Source organism: Pseudomonas sp. F1_0610, from assembly GCF_047470865.1.
Taxonomy (GTDB): domain Bacteria; phylum Pseudomonadota; class Gammaproteobacteria; order Pseudomonadales; family Pseudomonadaceae; genus JAZDRH01.
This window is the reverse complement of record NZ_JAZDRH010000006.1, coordinates 26315-43768: the sequence shown is the minus strand read 5'-3', so window position 1 is coordinate 43768 and position 17454 is coordinate 26315. Positions and strand designations below refer to the sequence as shown.

Annotated in this window: 20 protein-coding genes and 1 pseudogene; 18 read left to right on the top strand and 3 right to left on the bottom strand. The window is 45.3% G+C overall.

Annotation, left to right across the window (positions count from 1 at the left end; all coding sequences use genetic code 11):
- Positions 1 to 18 precede the first annotated feature (18 nt).
- The 16 genes and pseudogenes from VQ643_RS05120 (at position 19) to VQ643_RS05045 (ending at position 13895) form a co-directional block, all read left to right on the top strand.
- Entirely contained in the window at positions 19 to 1020 is a 1002-nt protein-coding gene (locus VQ643_RS05120; RefSeq protein ID WP_414198218.1) for a YecA family protein, read from the top strand.
- Between the two features lie 10 nt (positions 1021 to 1030).
- Positions 1031 to 1234 carry a hypothetical protein gene (locus tag VQ643_RS05115; protein ID WP_414198217.1) on the top strand — a complete coding sequence of 68 codons (204 nt, stop codon included), beginning with the start codon at positions 1031 to 1033 and terminating at the stop codon, positions 1232 to 1234.
- A gap of 81 nt (positions 1235 to 1315) precedes the next feature.
- Positions 1316 to 1765 carry a hypothetical protein gene (locus VQ643_RS05110; RefSeq protein ID WP_414198216.1) on the top strand — a complete coding sequence of 150 codons (450 nt, stop codon included), beginning with the start codon at positions 1316 to 1318 and terminating at the stop codon, positions 1763 to 1765.
- A gap of 156 nt (positions 1766 to 1921) precedes the next feature.
- On the top strand, positions 1922 to 2149 hold the full coding sequence (locus VQ643_RS05105) for a hypothetical protein (protein ID WP_414198215.1): 228 nt from the start codon (positions 1922 to 1924) through the stop codon (positions 2147 to 2149).
- Between the two features lie 448 nt (positions 2150 to 2597).
- Positions 2598 to 2903, top strand: coding sequence for a transcriptional regulator (locus tag VQ643_RS05100; RefSeq protein ID WP_414198214.1), 306 nt, complete (start codon positions 2598 to 2600; stop codon positions 2901 to 2903).
- Positions 2900 to 3565: a hypothetical protein gene (locus VQ643_RS05095; RefSeq protein WP_414198213.1), complete on the top strand. Its 666-nt coding sequence runs from the start codon at positions 2900 to 2902 to the stop codon at positions 3563 to 3565. The genes VQ643_RS05100 and VQ643_RS05095 overlap by 4 nt, the downstream gene beginning before the upstream one ends.
- Positions 3552 to 4148, top strand: coding sequence for a type II toxin-antitoxin system HipA family toxin (locus VQ643_RS05090; RefSeq protein WP_414198212.1), 597 nt, complete (start codon positions 3552 to 3554; stop codon positions 4146 to 4148). The genes VQ643_RS05095 and VQ643_RS05090 overlap by 14 nt, the downstream gene beginning before the upstream one ends.
- 328 nt (positions 4149 to 4476) lie before the next feature.
- On the top strand, positions 4477 to 4719 hold the full coding sequence (locus tag VQ643_RS05085; protein WP_414198211.1) for an AlpA family transcriptional regulator: 243 nt from the start codon (positions 4477 to 4479) through the stop codon (positions 4717 to 4719).
- A 45-nt stretch (positions 4720 to 4764) separates the two neighbouring features.
- Positions 4765 to 5097, top strand: coding sequence for a DUF927 domain-containing protein (locus VQ643_RS05080; protein WP_414198210.1), 333 nt, complete (start codon positions 4765 to 4767; stop codon positions 5095 to 5097).
- A gap of 89 nt (positions 5098 to 5186) precedes the next feature.
- A pseudogene (locus tag VQ643_RS05075) lies at positions 5187 to 5647 on the top strand (DUF927 domain-containing protein).
- Positions 5648 to 5659: 12 nt separating this feature from the next.
- Positions 5660 to 5875: a hypothetical protein gene (locus tag VQ643_RS05070; RefSeq protein WP_414198209.1), complete on the top strand. Its 216-nt coding sequence runs from the start codon at positions 5660 to 5662 to the stop codon at positions 5873 to 5875.
- Between the two features lie 992 nt (positions 5876 to 6867).
- The gene (locus VQ643_RS05065; RefSeq protein WP_414198208.1) at positions 6868 to 7092 is read left to right on the top strand and encodes a MarR family transcriptional regulator; all 225 of its coding nucleotides are present in this window, start codon (positions 6868 to 6870) and stop codon (positions 7090 to 7092) included.
- A gap of 10 nt (positions 7093 to 7102) precedes the next feature.
- A complete protein-coding gene (locus tag VQ643_RS05060; protein WP_414198207.1) occupies positions 7103 to 10243 on the top strand; it encodes a DUF3427 domain-containing protein in 3141 nt (1046 codons plus the stop codon).
- Positions 10177 to 12276: a DUF2357 domain-containing protein gene (locus tag VQ643_RS05055; protein WP_414198206.1), complete on the top strand. Its 2100-nt coding sequence runs from the start codon at positions 10177 to 10179 to the stop codon at positions 12274 to 12276. The genes VQ643_RS05060 and VQ643_RS05055 overlap by 67 nt, the downstream gene beginning before the upstream one ends.
- A gap of 77 nt (positions 12277 to 12353) precedes the next feature.
- A complete protein-coding gene (locus VQ643_RS05050) occupies positions 12354 to 12638 on the top strand; it encodes a type II toxin-antitoxin system HigB family toxin (protein WP_414198205.1) in 285 nt (94 codons plus the stop codon).
- Between the two features lie 9 nt (positions 12639 to 12647).
- Complete coding sequence (locus tag VQ643_RS05045) at positions 12648 to 13895, top strand: ImmA/IrrE family metallo-endopeptidase (RefSeq protein ID WP_414198204.1); 1248 nt, start codon at positions 12648 to 12650, stop codon at positions 13893 to 13895.
- Between the two features lie 124 nt (positions 13896 to 14019).
- Here the strand turns inward: VQ643_RS05045 and VQ643_RS05040 are convergent, their stop codons facing one another.
- Positions 14020 to 14541, bottom strand: a complete 522-nt coding sequence (locus VQ643_RS05040) for a hypothetical protein (protein ID WP_414198202.1) — start codon at positions 14539 to 14541, stop codon at positions 14020 to 14022.
- A 554-nt stretch (positions 14542 to 15095) separates the two neighbouring features.
- Here VQ643_RS05040 and VQ643_RS05035 point away from each other — a divergent pair.
- On the top strand, positions 15096 to 15821 hold the full coding sequence (locus VQ643_RS05035) for an ImmA/IrrE family metallo-endopeptidase (protein WP_414198200.1): 726 nt from the start codon (positions 15096 to 15098) through the stop codon (positions 15819 to 15821).
- A 171-nt stretch (positions 15822 to 15992) separates the two neighbouring features.
- On the opposite strand, the gene VQ643_RS05030 is transcribed toward VQ643_RS05035, so the two are convergent.
- A complete protein-coding gene (locus VQ643_RS05030; RefSeq protein ID WP_414198199.1) occupies positions 15993 to 16253 on the bottom strand; it encodes an Arm DNA-binding domain-containing protein in 261 nt (86 codons plus the stop codon).
- A gap of 102 nt (positions 16254 to 16355) precedes the next feature.
- Between VQ643_RS05030 and VQ643_RS05025 the strand changes: the two genes are divergently transcribed.
- Positions 16356 to 16511, top strand: coding sequence for a hypothetical protein (locus tag VQ643_RS05025; RefSeq protein WP_414198198.1), 156 nt, complete (start codon positions 16356 to 16358; stop codon positions 16509 to 16511).
- A gap of 5 nt (positions 16512 to 16516) precedes the next feature.
- Here the strand turns inward: VQ643_RS05025 and VQ643_RS05020 are convergent, their stop codons facing one another.
- Positions 16517 to 17380, bottom strand: coding sequence for a YicC/YloC family endoribonuclease (locus VQ643_RS05020; protein WP_414198197.1), 864 nt, complete (start codon positions 17378 to 17380; stop codon positions 16517 to 16519).
- Positions 17381 to 17454: the final 74 nt, after the last annotated feature.

Below are 17454 nucleotides of genomic sequence, written 5' to 3'. Positions count from 1 at the left end.
AACTAAGGAAGGACAGCAATGAAGCTCGGCCGAAACGATCCTTGCCATTGTGGCAGTGGTAAAAAATTTAAACATTGTTGTATGAGCAGCGTTTCCAAGCAACATGCCCAAGTCTTCGATGATGTTGAAACCATGCTGGCAATGAACTCAAATTTGAGCCTTGATGAACTCAATGCCGCTTTGCAGCACAAAGTGCACGATCGCAATAATCAACCTCATCCCGATTTTTGTGGTGTGTCACCAGCGCAAATGACCAATTGGCTTAATGCGCCTTTTAATGAATTACAGTGGGTGACAATCAGTACACCCGACTCTCTTTCTGCCAGCCCGGTGATGCGCTATTTAGCCCTCATTCTTGATGAAGCTATGGCGCAAGAAGGCTCCTTCAAAGCCACAAGTAAAGGCAACTTACCGACTAAATTAGTCAAACAGGCCAGTGAGTTATTGCCAGAGTTTGGCGTTGCTCAATTCGAACGTGATATAAGTATCAGTGAGTTTGCGGGCAGCAACGAAGACAAATTCAATGCCTTGCACTACACCCGAGTGCTTGCCGAAATTAGTGGCATTATTTATCGGCGAAGCGGTCGCTACCATGTAAAAAAATCAGCGCAAAAACAGTATCAAGCGCTAGGCATACAGACCTTTTTCAAACCTATGTTAGAGGCAGCTGTCAGCAAGTATAACTGGGGCTATTTGGACGGTTTTGAGTACGATACCGATTTGCGCACTTTTTGGCTGTTTATGCTGTGGCGCATCCAGAGTCATAATAGTGTGGATCAGCTTGTGAAAGAGGTGATGACAGCTTTCCCTGATCTATTGCTGGCATTCCGTACAGATGATTACTTCTCGCCAGAAAAAAACTTAAGCGTGTTAATTGAATCTCGATTTATTGAGCGATTTTTACAGTTTTGGGGATTTGTGACCATCGATCCAAGACGTTTTAACACGGAACCTGTTGAAAGAAGGTTACAGGTGCTGCCTTTATTAAAACAAACTTTTCAATTCACAATAAATTCATAGCAAGGTCATCGTGAGCGAATATCAATATTATAAATTTGAGCGTCTGGATGGGTATTTAGATGCTAAAGCACGCCAAGCACTCAGATCGATTTCAAGCCGCGCCGAGATCAGCGCTACGTCCTTTCAGGTATATTACACCTACAGTGATCTAAAGGCAGAGCCTTTTAAGCTGATGTTAAAATACTTCGATATCGGTTTTTACTATGCTGATTAGGGCTCAATTGATGCCTACATCAAGCTACCAGCTGGAACGCTTCCAGATGGGTTACTCGGCTTTTCAATAGGTGGGCTTTATGTGTATCAAAGCGATGAGTGGCAGTTGCTGATTTTTTCCATCGAGGAGTATGACGAGTATTTTGACGACGAGCATGCTGACGACTTTTTCCAGCATTTAGCTGCTTTACGCAGTGGTTTAATGCAAGGGGATTGGCGTCTTGTGTACTTCATGTGGCTCAAAGCGTTTGATTTTAATGATGACGTTGAGCGAATGCCGTTGATTCAATTCGATTTTGAACACCTCAGTGAAGAGTTGCAGGCCTTTGCGGCACTGTATGATATTCCCTTAGCCTTAGTTAAGGCGCTCGCCATGGTGCTGACCGAACAACCCAGTCATCAAGCCAAACAAGCCCAGTTTCAGTTTGACAAGTGGCTAAACAACCTCTCGGAAGCCGAGAAAGACACACTATTACGCACGTTGTTTGAGCAAGGCCAGCTAACCCATCACCAAGCCTTAGCGCTGACGTGAAAAGAACCAGGCAACACAGACGAGAACTATCAATACTGGTTAACCCCCGCCGTCATTTCTCCTTTCATTGAGCAAGCGCAAAACCAATTACAGCAAGAGCAGGCCGCAGCACTCGCAAAAAAATTAGCCATCGAAAAAGCGGAAAAAGAAAAAGCGTTGACGGATATCTACAATCAGCTTGAGCACTACTGGCTGCAATCACAAGAGCAAGCGGATCGAACTTGCGCCAGTGGTTACGATGCGGCATCACGCTATCTGCATCAGCTGTTTGAGGCCTATCAGTTCAAAGCGGATGAAGCGGCGTTTGAACAACGTTTTAAGCGCTTTGTAGTGGCGAATAATAGCCGGAAAGCGCTGTTAAATCGCCTGAGTGATTTGCTTTAAACGATGAGGCTATAGGCTGGCCAAATGACGTTAGCAATAAACCGATTGAGGGTTGATTGAAAGGTTGTAAGCCCACTAAAAGGTCTACAAATTGTTACCCATAAGGTAACTTTGTGTAGACCTCTAACCGCAGCATTTATCCATTCAGCAAAATACACTGACGAGTACTCAACTTACATTGCACACTTTTACGCGCAGAAAAGTGCGTAATTTTACATTTTTATGCGCATAAAAGTGTAATTTGATTGCCTTTGGCATTCAGGGATTCACATCATCGCCTTGGCCAACGCGCAAACTAAACCTAAAAGTAGGATATAAATCCAATTATATTGAGTAAAGTGGGAATATAGTCCTACATGTAACTTGTTGGAGTTGCTTGGAGTTCAAGATTGGACTATATTCCCATTAACGGTTGAATAATGGGAATATAGTCCCTTTTGTTGGTGATATGGCTAAACGTGATTTGTACAATGTACTGTTTCCAAAGCAGCGCAAAATCCTGACGCATTTTGGTGAAGACTTGCTGTTGGCTATGAAACGACGTGGTTTTACAAAAAAGCTGCTGTGTGAACGTACTGGCTTTGATCATAAAACCGTGAACAAAGTCTTCGCAGGTGATCCGGGCGTTGCCATAGGCACTTACTTAAAAGTCATGGCCGTTCTAGGCATGGAAAACAACTTTGCAGAAATGGCCGCCCATGATGAAGTGGGTATCAAGCTGCAAAACATAAAATTGCTGGAAGGTTCAAAATGAGCCGTGAAATCATCGAAGTCTATGCCGACTGGCAGCCAATTGAAGCGCCTTTGCTAATTGGGTTGCTTACTTACAGCGACTCAAGCCGAGGTGGCGTGTTTAGTTTTGCCTACGATAAAGCGTTTCTAACCTCAACCTATCGCTTGCAAATTGATCCAATCCTGACGCTTCACTCCGGTGAACTCTATAACGATGAGGCCGATAAAAACTTTCGTGCATTTCTTGATTCATCGCCTGATAGATGGGGGCGTATTTTAATGCAGAGGCGTGCTGCGATTGAGGCGCGCAAAGGCATTCGAGCAACAAGTCGATTAAACGAGCTAGATTACCTGCTGGGCGTACACGACTCTTACCGGATGGGTGGTATTCGATTTAAGCGAACAAGCTCGGCTGCGTTCTTAGATGACAACGCTGAGTTTGCTGCGCCGCCAATGGCTTCTTTGCGAGAGCTAGAGCACGCAGCAATGCAGATTGAAAAAGACGATAACATCGACAGTGACGAGTATTACCGCTGGTTGAAAATGCTGATTTCTCCAGGCTCATCATTAGGTGGTGCAAGGCCCAAGGCTTGCGTCACAGATGAACAAGGCCACTTGTGGATTGCCAAGTTTCCCAATCTAAATGACACCATGACGTGGGCGCGGGGAGATGGTCTGCTATGAATTGGCGCTGGCGGCAGGTGTTGACATGTTTCCAAGTCAGATTAGGCAGTTTTCCTCTGGGCATCATACCTTTTTAACAAAACGGTTTGACCGCGACGGTGAAAAGCGGCTGCATTTTTCATCGGCCATGACACAGCTTCAATACTATGATGGTGAACAATCTCAAGGTGCTAGCTACTTAGAGATTGCTGAATTTATTTCCAATTCTGGTGCACAAACCGAAGCGGATTTAGCACAGTTATGGCGACGTATAGTGTTTAATATTGCGGTGTCCAACACGGATGATCACCTGCGTAACCATGGACTTTTATTAACCAAGAAGGGTTGGAAGTTATCACCCGCTTATGATTTAAACCCGATAGTGGGTAAGCATGGCCTGCATCTGAATATTACCGATGCAGACAACGCCTTAGACTACCAGCTAGCCTTTGATGTGAAAGACTTCTTCCGACTTTCGCAAACCCAAGCCACGCAAATTTACGATGAAGTATTAATGGCGGTTAAGCAATGGCAAACCGTTGCTAAGCGGCTAGGGATCAACCAAGCGGAGCAAGCCATGAAACAATCAGCGTTTAACGTTTAAGTCAGTGAAACTATATTTTCATTTTTTAGCATATAGAGAACTTATAGTTTCACTTTTGTGCTTTGCCTCACTCTCCATGTGTTGTCATACACCTCTTACCCCTTGGGCTTTTGGGGCAGTATGGGCAACGCCTTAATTCACGCTACTTAGGAACACGCCAACCCTGCCCACAGGGTATTTATTACTTGGGGCACTCTCTACAAACTGGGGCAAGTAGCGACCTGTACCCTCAGAAAGCTACACGATCTGGGCATTTATCTGCCTACTGCGTCCGTTTAGTACTGGCAAACACCTCACTGAACTTAACAGATCAGTGAGGAAGCAAACGATGAACCCAACGACACAATCATCCACCACATCAACACACCCAGCGCGTCAGCAGCGGATTTTGCGTTTGCCCAAGGTAAAGGCAAAAACAGGCTTTGGCCGCAGCACCATTTATGCCTTGATGGCCAGCGGAGAATTTCCCCGTTCCATTCGTATTGGGGCGCGTGCCGTGGGCTGGTTAGAAAGCGATATCGACCAGTGGATTGAAACCCGCCGTATCGGTGCTGCTTATGGCCGCGGATAAACCATCAGCATCAACCCCGTTACCTGCAATGAGATAAATAACAACATGCCAACATTACCGGCTGGTTTTGCCTATAACGCGCAAAACTGGCTGGTGATGCACCCGGCAGGGCAAGATAGTCCAGTTAAAATCTGCTCTTGGCTGCAAGTGGCTGCCCGAACCCATGATCCGCAAGGGGACAACTACGGCTATTTATTGCACTGGTTAGACGATGACAATCGCCATCGCTATTGGGCCATGCCAGCAGAACTATTGGCCGGAGATGACAGCGAGTACCGCCGCATCCTACTCAGCCGAGGCATGCGACTAAGCAACAGTGTCAAAGCGCGGCAGTTGCTCTCGCTGTTTATTCAACAAATGGGCGAACTGGCCACATAAAAGACCATCAGCATGAACTGCATTGGCTGGCATCACCACGCTTATGTGCATCCGCGCCTCACCTTTTACCCAAGCGAACAAACCTGCGTATGGTGCTGCAAACCATGCACCCGATAGCAGGCTTTATTCAACAAGGTAGTAGAGACAGTTGGCGGCAGCACGTTGGCCGTTATTGTCTGGACAACCCGCTATTAATCGTTGGTGTCTGCGCTGCACTGGCTGCACCTTTATTGCATTTATGTGGGGTGGATGGTTTTGGTTTACACCTTACGGTGCCAGCAGTACTGGTAAAACCGCGGTGTTGTATCTAGCATTATCGGTTTGGGGCGAACCTAATCAGCTGTGCCACAGTTGGCGTGCCACGGCCAACGGTTGAGAAGGCACTGCGTTAGCCCATAACGATGCCTTGCTGGCGCTCGATGAAATAGGCGAAGTTGACCCCAAAGAGGCAGGCGACGTCGCTTATATGCTTGCCAATGGCCAAGGTAAAACCCGTGCAGGCAAATACGGTGAAATGCGCTTACCCGCCCGTTGGCGCTTGGTGTTTTAATCCACTGGCGAAGTGACGCTTGAAAGCCACCTCGCCAGTATCGGCAAGCGTGTAAAAGCAGGGCAGCCAGTGCGCGTAATTGATCTCAGTACCGATGCCGGAACGCAAATGGGCGTGTTTAACCATAGCCATGGTATGAACGCAGCCGATTTGGCCGATCACCTAAAACAACAAAGCCGCCAACATTACGGCAGCTGGGCCTTAGACTGGCTACGGTGTTTAACGTAGCACAGCGCGCAGGTGCGACCCGTTTTTCAAAACGTACGCCAACGCTTTTTAGCCAGCTTACCAGCCGGTGCAGACGGCCAAGTGCGCCGAGTCGTCAAATCGCCGAAAAATTTGCCTTACTGGCCAGCGCAGGCCTGTTAGTGATTAAAGCCAAAGTGCTTGATTGGCCAGTCCAAAGTGTCAAAGCCGTTTGTTTAAGCCTGCTTAACCAATGGATACTTACCCGCAGTGGTGTGGTTGCTAATGCAGACCAACCATTCGTCAGGTACGTAGCTTTATTGAACAGCATGGCGAAAGCCGCTTTACGTCCAAACAAACCGGTTACAGCAGCCAGGTACGCCAACGTGCGGGTTGGTTTGACTCTACAGGCCCACAAGCCCTCTATCTGTTTTACCCAACCGGCTGGCGTGAAGCTACCGAAGGCCCAAGCCCAGATCGCGCCGCCAAAGCACTGATGGGCGCAGGTTACTTAATCCCCGATGGCAACCGACCGCAGCGAAAAGTCAGTCTACCCGACAACACCCGCCCACGCATGTATTGTGTTAAAGGCAGCATTTTGGATGACTAAAAAGGCGATGAGTTCTGTGTGGGTTTGTCGCCTTGCAGTGAACTGCTAGTCAGTACATGGACTGGATTAAGCTTAGAATTCACTGTAGACAGTGGTTGCTCGAGTATAGATGGTGTACTTTCCGTAAACGGCTCGTAACCATTCTAAACGGTAAATATCCTTGCGCTATTATCAATGACTGATAATATTCGTAAGTTGTGTATAAATGTACAGTCTTTGATTTTTAAAACGCTATCTTACGCATTAGTTGACGCTGGTCTTTTTGAGAGTCGAGAGGGGAAAGTAGAGAGTGCGAGTAAATAAATGCGAGTAAAGCAATGAAAAACGCAAGACAATCGCGCTGTGTAATTTGTATTAAAGGGCAAAAGCCCGACCCGATTACCCTGTTGATATCTGGTTCGACTCACTTAAATCTGTTGCCAATGTGCTGTCGAAAGAAAACCAGCAGTTGTTAAAAGTAATTGCCGAACAACAGCCGCAATCGGTGACTGAGCTGGCAACACTAACCGGCCGAGCAGTGAGTAATGTGTCGAGAACATTAAAAACATTGGGCAAGTACAACTTGGTTGAAATGCAAAAATCACGAAATGGATTGGCGGTAAAACTGCGATATCAATCGATGTTGTTATTGATCCAGCCATTAGAATAATAGGAATATCATGCAGCAAGTTGGAATTTATGAGCAGTTAATAACACAGCTGATTGCCAGTCGCATTGACCGAGAGCGATTCTATGTCGGCGAACGTGAGCTCAATAGCAGTGAAGCATCCGTCTGGCTATCACGTTTCTTATCACACATTCTTGAGTATGCGATTGAGTCTGTCCCCTCAAGTGATGATCGTCTGCAACAGCAAATTGCTTTATCCAATCAATTGTTACTCTGGCTAAAAACACAAATTCAAGATAACGATTTTATCGAAGATAACTTGCTTGCCAGTCAAGGTAAAATTCTGACCGCGCTCTATGAGCTCGAAAATCCTGTCTCAGCCGATTTAAAAAATTATATTAACGACATTTTTCCGTTAACAGGCTTAAGCCAAAGCGAGCTGTTTTGTGGCAGTAATGCGGGATTGTCGCTTGAATCTGAATTGAAGCGAGAGATTCTGTCTGCGGATAAGATTTACTGGTTAGTGTCATTTATTAAGTGGGCAGGGATAAGGATCTTTCGAAAAGAGCTTGAAGAATTTACTTCTAGCGGTCGTGAGCTAAAAATTATTACTACCTCATATATGGGGGCGACTGACGCGAAAGCGGTTGAGTATTTGGCGAGTTTACCCAATACCGAAGTGAAGCTGAGTTACAACACTGAGCGGGAACGTTTACATGCAAAGAGCTATCTATTTTTACGCAACACGGGTTATCACACTGGTTATATCGGCTCTTCCAATCTTTCCCATTCGGCGTTAACCAATGGTTTAGAGTGGAATTTAAAAATCACCTCGCAAGAAATCCCACACATCATCAATAAATCATTGAGCACCTTTGAAACCTATTGGGCATCCAACGAATTCGAACTTTTTAGCGGGGACACGAAGAGTAGCGAGAAGCTCAAAAGAGCCTTGAGTCAGCAGCGTGGTGATTATGAAGCCAGCCCTAACCATTTCTTTGATATCTCGCCTTTTCCGCATCAAAGTGACATTTTGGAACAATTGGCCGTTGAACGCAGTGTGCATCAGCGCTTTCGAAATTTAGTGGTTGCGGCAACGGGTACCGGAAAAACCCTTATTTCAGCTTTTGACTTTGCCCGTTTTATCAAAGAAAAACCGCAAGCTAAGTTCCTGTTTGTAGCGCACCGAGAAGAAATATTAAAACAAGCCAGAGCGGCATATCGTGGCGTATTGCGTAATAGTGCTTTTGGTGAGTTGTGGGTTGGCGGGCATACGCCAGAGCATTACCGGCAGTTGTTTGTTTCCATTCAAACCCTGAACAATCAGCTGGAAAAGCTTAACCTAACGGCTGACTATTATGACTACATTGTGATTGACGAGGTGCATCATATTGCTGCGACTAGTTATCGCGCACTGCTGGAGCATTTTTCCCCTGCTATTTTACTCGGGCTTACCGCCACACCAGAGCGCCATGATGGTGGGGATATTTTAGCGGATTTTGGTGATGTTATTGCCGCAGAGATCCGTTTGCCGGAAGCGATTAATCGTCGTCACCTTTGCCCATTTCAGTATTTTGGTATTGATGATGACACTGACCTTCGAACTATCCCGTGGAGTCGTGGGCGATACGATATCGCTCAGCTGACCCATCTTTACACCCACAACCAAGTTCGTTTCGATAAGATTTTGCTGAGTATGCAGGAGATCATCACCGATACTAGCAAAATGAAAGCTTTGGCCTTCTGCGTGAGCAAAGAGCACGCCCAGTACATGGCTCAGCAACTCTTATTAAAAGGCGTGAAAGCGGATGTGTTGACCAGCGACAACAGTAATGAGCGGCAACAAAAGCAGCAAGCCATACGTTCTGGCAGCATTAACGTGCTTTGTGTGGTCGATATTTTCAACGAAGGTGTCGATATTCCTGAAGTGGATACCTTACTATTTTTACGGCCGACAGAAAGCCTCACCATTTTCTTGCAACAGCTTGGCCGAGGTTTGCGTTTAGCGGATGGTAAAGAGTGCTGCACAGTACTCGATTTTGTTGGTAATTCCCGCCCCGAGTATGACTTTGCCAATAAATTTAGAGCCTTAGTCGGTAAAAGTCATCGCGCGATCAGTGAAGAAATAAAGCAAGGTTTCCCTCACGCGCCACTCGGTTGTCGCATTGAGCTGAGTAAGCGCACGCAAGAAATGGTGCTCAGCAATATTCGTCAAGCCTCATTAACGTTGAAGCGCCTAGTCGCGATGATCCGCCAATATCCTCAGCATTCCACACTGCCTTTAACATTGTCGAATTTCTTAACCCTAAATCCTCACATCGACTTGAATGAGCTTTATAAGCGAGGGAGTTGGTCGCAGCTGGTTCAGCAAGCTAAGGATGAAATCAACGAAAATTCAGCTGATAAAGATCTGCTGAAAATGCTTAGAAAGGCCATTCATAACCGAATTTTGACCTGTGATGATCATGCCTATTTGAGTTTCTTAAAACTGCTTTGCCAAAATAACTTTATTGTTGAAAATTCTAGTCAACGTTATGCCTTGATGTTTCATTACGATTTTTGGCAGAAAACGGGGCCTGAATGTGGATTCGATTCCATTGATCAAAGCTTAGTGAAACTGAATGCTTGCGAGTTAAAAGCAGAGTTACTGGATGTTGTTAATTGGCAACTAGCACAAACCAAGCATGAGCAACCTACAATCCATGCTTTGCCTGAGGTGTCATTAAGGCTGCATGCACGTTATGCGCGTGAGCAAATATTGGTGGCATTTGGAGCGACCACGTTTGAGCGCCAACCGCCAGCACGCGAAGGTGTGTTTGTGCTGAAAGATCAAAATATTGAACTGATGTTTGTCACCTTGGACAAAAATGAAAAGCAATTTTCGCCCACCACTATGTACCACGATTACGCAATAAACGAACACCTCTTCCACTGGCAGTCGCAAAATAGTGCCAGGCCTGATCGAGGCCGTGGTTTGGAATACATCCAGCATCAAAAAATGGGTAAGCGTCTTTTTTTATTTGTGCGGGAGCAAAGCAAAGATGAATACGGCCGCACTATGGGTTTTGTGAATTATGGTGAAGTTGACTATGTATCGCACACAGGTTCACAACCGATGAGCATTACTTGGCAGTTAAAAGAGCCAATGCCGCACTTTATGTGGCAACAAGCCGCGAAGTTGGCAGTGGGTTAACTATCATCATGACTTCAGCCATTGACAAAGTTTACCCCCTTTGGCGCTTTAGTTTGGTAGAAAAAACAGAACAGGATGCAGCGACCAGCCAGCAACGCGGGCATTTTCCACTCATGTGGTTGGCTAATTTTGCCGCGTTAAGGGCGCGTTTTGAACAAGGCTTAAAAGTGATTTGTGCCGCACCACATAGCCGATTGCAACCGACGGTAGCTAATATCAAAGCGGCCAAATTAAAAGGCCGTTTGCCTCATAAATTAGCGGAGCAAGTAAAGCAAGACTTTGCGAATGGCCAGTACGATAAACGCTATGCGGTTGAAAAAAAGCAACTGAGTGTTGATACCCCTGAAAATCGCTTTATCAAAATGGCGGTGAGTAAAAGCAAGCGGCAATTAGCGGAGTTTGAACAAAAGCTTAGGCAAAGTAACCAAGCACCAGAACGGCAACGGTTGTCGGATTCATTTTTAAATGAGCTACATAGTTGGCAACAACCGCTACAAAAAGTGCTAGGTCAGAGTTTTTTAAAAGAAGTTGGCGCATACACAGGATTAAACCGCGAGTCGTTAGTGTTACAGCAAAAAACCGGTTACAGCGCGGTGTATCGTATTTGGCAGGAGCTGAAATTTTATTTAGATGTGTTTGGCAATCAGTCGAGCATTTCAATGAAGTCGGTGGCCGAGATTTACGAAGTGTGGTGCTTTTTGTGTTTGAAACAGATTTTAGAGCAAGACCTTGGCTTTGAATTGGTGGAAAACAGTGCGACTAAGCTCGCCCAAAATGACTTTTTTGAGTACCAACTAAAAGATGGGTTTGCCGGTGCTTTTCGTTTTAAACGCAGTGATGGCGTGACCGCTAGGCTAGCACATGAGCCGAAATTTACCAAAAAAGGAAAATCAATCCGCTCGTACTTGGTGAACCAAGAGCCGGATATAGTGTTGGAAGTGACACTGCCTAAAAGTGCTCATTTAACAAAAGCAGACTCATCAGAAGAAAAGCAGTTTATTTGGCTGTTTGATGCTAAATACCGCATTAAAACTGAGAAAAGCCGCTTTGATGATAACAGCGAAGATATTGAAAGTACCGATTACGTACCAGACGATGCCATTAACCAAATGCACCGTTATCGTGATGCTCTCATTCGTTTATCAGAATCTCACGGACATGAATCATCAAGTGGAAACGCTGGCCAATCTGCTAAAAAAAGCCGTCCTGTTTTTGGTGCGTTTGCGTTATATCCAGGCTTTTTTGATCAAGCTACAAACCCTAACCCCTACGCAGCCGCGATAGAAGAAGTGGGTATTGGCGCATTTGCCCTGTTACCTAGCCAAGATGAGCCTAGCCAAAATAGGTCTAGCCAAAACGAACTTAGTCAAACTGATCCTACCCAGACAAAGAGCAGTTATTCCGGCCATCAATGGTTGCTAGCGTTTTTGCAAACGCAAATTGGCACAGCGCCGAACGCACAATCAGGGCAAAACAATGAAGCCATGTATCCTGTGGCCGGCATGGCGGAAAGGCTCTACGTACAAGAAGCCGCACGCATACCTTATTACGGCATGCGCCAAGTACTGTACCCTGATTTGACGATGACAGTGGCATTGGGTGGGCAACGTGGCCGTGATAATGGCTACTTTGAACAATTTGAGCAAGGTACAGCGCAGTGGTATCACCTGCCGCAAAGCACGTTTTTGCAGAAATTTAAGCAGCATATTGCCGAGGAAATTCGCTATTTAGCGTTGGCGTCTACCTCGGATACTCAAAGCTCAACTAAACAAATTGACAAGCTATGGCCAGTTAAACGAGTCACAGTGTTACCACGCTACGCCATTACCGAAGATCAAGCGGGTAAGAAGTCAGGTTCTGCTGATTTGTATTATTTATTTGAGCTTGGCAAACCACTGTCACTGCAAACGCCAGTGACCAATGTTCCGCATCGGCCAATGAAAAACTCGATGAAACTCACAACCTTAACGCGCCTAGAGAACGTCACTAAGTTTACCGAGGTTGAAAAAGTGTATGAAGCGGCAATGGTGTGATTGTGAAATATAGAAAAGAAAACTTCCCTTTTTGGTAACTTTAATTATAATTCCCACCAAGGGAACCTTGAGGTGGTATGCAAGTCTTAGGTAAAGACAAACTTGTCGATTTTTATAAAAAACACGCTAATGTGAAGTCAGCTTTAGAGGCATGGGTTTCTGAAGCTCAAAGCGCTTGTTGGAAAACTCCTCAGGATATTAAAGACCGTTACCGCAGTGCAGATTTCCTAGACGATAATAGAGTTATATTTAATATCAAAGGTAACCATTACAGACTAGTTGTAAAAGTCAGGTATCAAAATGGCATTGCTGTTATTGAGTGGGTTGGTACTCATGCTCAGTATGATAAGCAACGCTTTTAGGAGGGGAAGATGAGTCACATTAAATTAATCAAATCAGCACACGATCATGAGTCAGCATTGATGCGATTAATGTCATTAATGGACTTGGATCCGCAGCCAGGTTCAGCCGAATCTGATGAGATGGATGTATTGGCATTATTAATTGAAAAGTACGAAGAAGATCATTTTCCAATTAGTAAGCCCGATCCAATAGAAGCGATAAAATTTAGAATGGAACAACAAGGTTTAAAAAATCGAGACCTTATTCCTTTTATTGGATCAGCTCCAAAAGTTTCCGAGATATTGAATGGAATACGTAGCCTTAGCTTGAACATGATCCGAAAGCTAAGCAGTGGGTTGGGTATATCAGCTGATGTTTTGATTCAATTGCCAGAACAAAAGCACGCAATTCAAAGAGAAGTTGATTGGCAAGCCTTCCCGATAGCTGAAATGCGAAAGCGTGGCTACTTTGAGAGTTTCAGTGGGTCATTGCAAGAGTTAAAGGAATATGCAGCGGAGACTCTGTCTGATTTTATCGGTTCCGTAAAATCAGGCTTTAATCTTCAACCTGCCTTGTTGAGAGCGTCTTCTCACCTTCGTACAAATGATAAGGAAACAGATCCTTATGCTCTGTGGGCGTGGCAAATTCGAGTATTGCAGAAGGCTGCTGAACAAAAATTACCCTGTCAATATCGCGCTAGTACTGTGAATTTGGAATGGATGCAGAACATTTCAAAGCTATCTTGGCTTGAGTCAGGCCCTTTACTAGCGATTGAGTTTCTAAATAAGTCAGGCATTCATGTAATCATTGAGCCTCATCTACCCAAAACTTATTTGGATGGTGCTGTGTGCATGGGTATTGATGGCAACCCGATTATAGCGCTGACGTTAAGGCACAATCGTCTCGATAGCTTTTGGTTTTCACTAATGCATGAAATGGCACATATTGCATTGCACTTAGATGGTAATGAAAGCTGGTACTTAGATGATTTAGATGATTTAGATGATTTAGATGATTTAGATGATTTAGATGATTTAGATGCTCAGGGCGCTGATGAGATTGAGAAACAAGCCGATGATATGGCTAGAGAGGCGTTGATACCACAGAGTATTTGGTGCAGAAGCAGTTTATCGAGCGCTGAAGAAGTAAGGGAGTTAGCAAAAGAGCTTCAAATATCACCTTGTATCGTGGCTGGACGAGTTCGTTTTGAGAGTGGCGATCATAAAAAGTTTGGTTCTTTATTCCGTGACAAGATTAGCGATTATTTTCAACGTTAAGCCATAAGCTCTTGAGTAATCCACACATCATTCTCCGGCCCACAAAGGTGGTGCAGCAACGCTAGGTTAATCTGGTGGCTGATCACGTTGCCGTTGCGTTTTCTCTTGTCTTTTCTTAAGTCACTCAGCAACCCCGTACATGACTTACCCATTTGCTCCGGCGAACTGGGCAGGCAAAAAGCGCGGTTTTGCTGTTTGGGGTGCAAGGTGGTGCTTTAGATAAAGGCGTGATGCACCAAAAGATACAGGCGTTGGCGGGGGCGTTTGCTTGTAATACCCTAGTTTGAATCGTGCCATGCCCATTTGTCGGTAACAAATGTGCCAGTAACAAAACTAGCCCGCCTTGCGCGTGGCCATCAACCTCAGGTAAAGGCAGCCAATACAGGTTTGGCCATTGCTCAGGGCTCTGCCATTTTTCTACGATCACTTGTGCGCCAATGCTGTTCAGCCATTGGTGAATCGGGCAGCCAAGGTGAGCTTGTTTAATGCGAGGCAGTTGATGTGTCAGCCAGCGGGTTAAGCGTTCGGCGGCATTATCGCACTTGCTTAGTGCTGGGTAGAGGGTAAAGGCTCCTTGCCCAACTAGTAAAGCGACCACCTGCTGTATCCATTCTCTATCCCAATCGTTGTGACTTGCCCATAACACGTCACTTATCACCTTGTTGGTTTTTCATGCCGTTTATTTTCAGTGGTCGGGCGCAGACTCGGTGGTGAAATAGATGAAAGAAATGGCCATCAAACGAACCAGTCAAATCGGTTTTTTGTTATGGCCTGTTTGTGGCTAACTGTTTGAAATATATCGTCCAATACGGTTCTGTTTGGCGGCATTTGACTAGTGCAAAAAATCGAGACGCCAAACGACCGTTTACATTTTGGCTTGGAAAAACCAAAAGGTTTGTACGCTGGAGTCGAGGTTGGTTTAGGGTGCAAAAAGTGCCAAACTTTGCTTTAAGCCAGTACCGTCAAGGCCTACCAGCTTTGGATTTCAATCGAGACGCCAAACAGTAAATGGGCTAATTTCCCTGTTTGGCGTTTCGATCCAAAAGCCAAACGGATAGTGGTTTTGGCGTATAGGGGTAAAGGTATAGGGAAGTGTGCGCGCGAACACGCGAATGATTGCCCTGTAAAACCAATCGACCAAAACGCCAACTTGGTTTGTACATTTAAAATAATTTTAGTTTTTATAAACTAGAGGTCTGTATGATTGGAGAGCGCATAAAACGAGCCCATGCAGCCGTTGGCCTGTCGATGCAGGCCTTGGTTGACCAAGTTGAGCGCTGGTTAGCGCTTAAAAATGTATGGCCAAACTTCCCGATAGCGAGTTTTAACTACCACCCCGACGTTTCTATTGTGAGCACCTTAGACGCAGTAGAACAGGTTGCCGCCAAAGTCCGTACTGATTGGCAGTTGGGTATGAATCTATTACCAGACTTAATCGACTTGCTTGAGTCTAAAGGTATTCTGGTGATTGTCAGTAACGTACCCCAAGCCGATAAATTTGATGGGTTACAAGCCAAAATATCAGGGCAGCCAATTGTTGTAGTGTCTTCTCATTGGCCTGGTTGCCGCCAGCGGTTCACATTGGCGCATGAACTTGGACGCCTTGTTTTACATGGCTTACTAGATGAACCCATTGATGAAGAGATGGCCTGCAACCGCTTTGCTTTTGCGTTTTTACTGCCTGAAGTAGGCCTTTTTCAGCATCTAGGAGAGCGGCGCTCGAACGTAGACCCCAAAGAGCTGTATTTCCTGAAACACGAATATGGCCTAAGCATGGCGGCTTGTTTGTATCGCAGTGCTGACCTTGGTGTGATCACCGAAGGGAAAAAACGACAAATATTTATGCAGTTCTCAAAAAACGGTTGGCGTAAGCAAGAGCCTTGGAATCTTTATCCACAAGAACAGATATTATTGTTTGAGCAGTAGGTTTATCGTGCATTGGCAGAGGGAATTGTTAGTGAATTGAAAGCCGCAGAGCTGTTACAGATGTCAGCAATGGCATTGCATAAGCAGCGTCAAATGTTGGCTGAGGCGGTGTAAATCTATTTGTTGATCAGTGATGCCAATATTCTCATTGTTCTCGAAGAAGGCTAATTATTAGAAGTCTTTTTCAAGAGGATCTATGCTGCCATGTACTTCTTTGCGAAAATAAGCAGCGGCAATTCTAGCGTCGGCCAATGGCATGAAAGGAAATTGCCCCAAGGTCGCTTCTCGTCTTCCTTTGGCTGTGATGTAGCGGATCATCCAATAAGGCGAGCTCTGTTTGCGGTCGAAAAAGTATAGCGCTTCACCATCTGAATATTTTTTTGGGTCGGCTTTGCTGTATGCAATAACCTGTTTTGCTGTGAGTTTTCCCATGTTTACCCCATAGTTGCTGAAATAATGGAGGGGGCAATAATGACTGCCCATCACCGATTTGCTTACTGAATCAGCAGCTAACCTGTTGTGGTGGTGAGTTAAATGCGAAAATTAGGTAACTTGCTGCCCACCATTCTGCCCACCACTAAACAGGCAGTTGGTAACGGACATCTGCACACCGATTTGGACGGGAAAAATAAAAAAGCCCTGTATTTACAAGCCAATAACAGGGCTTTTAAGACATTCTCGGACGGGTGAAAAAACTATTCGATATTCTGCACTTGCTCACGCATTTGCTCTATTAGCACTTTTAGATTTACTGCTGTTTGTGTTGATCGTGAGTCGAAGGCTTTAGAGCCTAGAGTGTTGGCTTCGCGGTTGAGTTCTTGCATGAGAAAATCTAGACGTCGGCCGATCGCTCCTTGGCTTTGAAGGACGCGACGCACTTCGCTGATATGGGTACATAGGCGGTCGATTTCTTCAGCAATATCGCTTTTTTGTGCTAATAGCACCATTTCTTGTTCAAGGCGTTGAGGGTCGATTTCAACCTTCATTTCTTCGCAACGAGTGAGGATTTTTTGCCGTTGGTTTTCTAGCATTTCAGGCACTAGATTGCGAATAGTTTCTACTTCAGTTTGCATGCTAGCTAAACGCTCTAACATGATAGTGCATAGCTCTTGACCTTCGCGCGCGCGGCCGTTTTTGAGTTCACTAATGGCTTCTTTAAAGCCAGCTAGTGCGCTTTGGCTGAGTAGTTGAGGATCAAGATTGTCTGCAATAAGTACGCCAGGATATGCTAGAACTTGCATGGGGCTAATATTGCTTGGTTTTTGCATGAGCTGGGCGATGGACTCTGCCGCCTGAATAATCTGTGTGGCGCGCTCTTTGTTAATTTGTAAGCTTTGGTTATCGTTGGCTTCAGTGAAGCGTAGTGTGCATTCTAACTTGCCACGGGATAGCTCTTTTCGGATTATCTCGCGAATATTACCTTCAAGATCGCGAAAGTTTTCTGGTAAACGCAAGTTAGGCTCTAAGTAACGATGGTTTACTGAGCGAATTTCCCAACTTAATGTGCCAAAGGCTTCTGCTCGTTCGATACGAGCAAAGGCTGTCATACTGTGTGCCATAGTGGTTCCTATAAAAGTAGAAGAATGTATTGCATAGGCACTGTGGGGGAATGGCTATGCAATACAGCCTTAAA

What these genes read in the sequence shown, in the direction of transcription:
- VQ643_RS05120 (WP_414198218.1), top strand. Translation starts at nt 19, where the DNA reads ATGAAGCTCGGCCGAAACGATCCTTGCCATTGTGGCAGTGGTAAAAAA.
- VQ643_RS05100 (WP_414198214.1), top strand. Translation starts at nt 2,598, where the DNA reads ATGGCTAAACGTGATTTGTACAATGTACTGTTTCCAAAGCAGCGCAAA.
- VQ643_RS05095 (WP_414198213.1), top strand. Translation starts at nt 2,900, where the DNA reads ATGAGCCGTGAAATCATCGAAGTCTATGCCGACTGGCAGCCAATTGAA.
- VQ643_RS05090 (WP_414198212.1), top strand. Translation starts at nt 3,552, where the DNA reads ATGGTCTGCTATGAATTGGCGCTGGCGGCAGGTGTTGACATGTTTCCA.
- VQ643_RS05085 (WP_414198211.1), top strand. Translation starts at nt 4,477, where the DNA reads ATGAACCCAACGACACAATCATCCACCACATCAACACACCCAGCGCGT.
- VQ643_RS05080 (WP_414198210.1), top strand. Translation starts at nt 4,765, where the DNA reads ATGCCAACATTACCGGCTGGTTTTGCCTATAACGCGCAAAACTGGCTG.
- VQ643_RS05060 (WP_414198207.1), top strand. Translation starts at nt 7,103, where the DNA reads ATGCAGCAAGTTGGAATTTATGAGCAGTTAATAACACAGCTGATTGCC.
- VQ643_RS05050 (WP_414198205.1), top strand. Translation starts at nt 12,354, where the DNA reads ATGCAAGTCTTAGGTAAAGACAAACTTGTCGATTTTTATAAAAAACAC.
- VQ643_RS05045 (WP_414198204.1), top strand. Translation starts at nt 12,648, where the DNA reads ATGAGTCACATTAAATTAATCAAATCAGCACACGATCATGAGTCAGCA.
- VQ643_RS05035 (WP_414198200.1), top strand. Translation starts at nt 15,096, where the DNA reads ATGATTGGAGAGCGCATAAAACGAGCCCATGCAGCCGTTGGCCTGTCG.
- VQ643_RS05030 (WP_414198199.1), bottom strand. Translation starts at nt 16,253, where the DNA reads ATGGGAAAACTCACAGCAAAACAGGTTATTGCATACAGCAAAGCCGAC.
- VQ643_RS05025 (WP_414198198.1), top strand. Translation starts at nt 16,356, where the DNA reads ATGCGAAAATTAGGTAACTTGCTGCCCACCATTCTGCCCACCACTAAA.
- VQ643_RS05020 (WP_414198197.1), bottom strand. Translation starts at nt 17,380, where the DNA reads ATGGCACACAGTATGACAGCCTTTGCTCGTATCGAACGAGCAGAAGCC.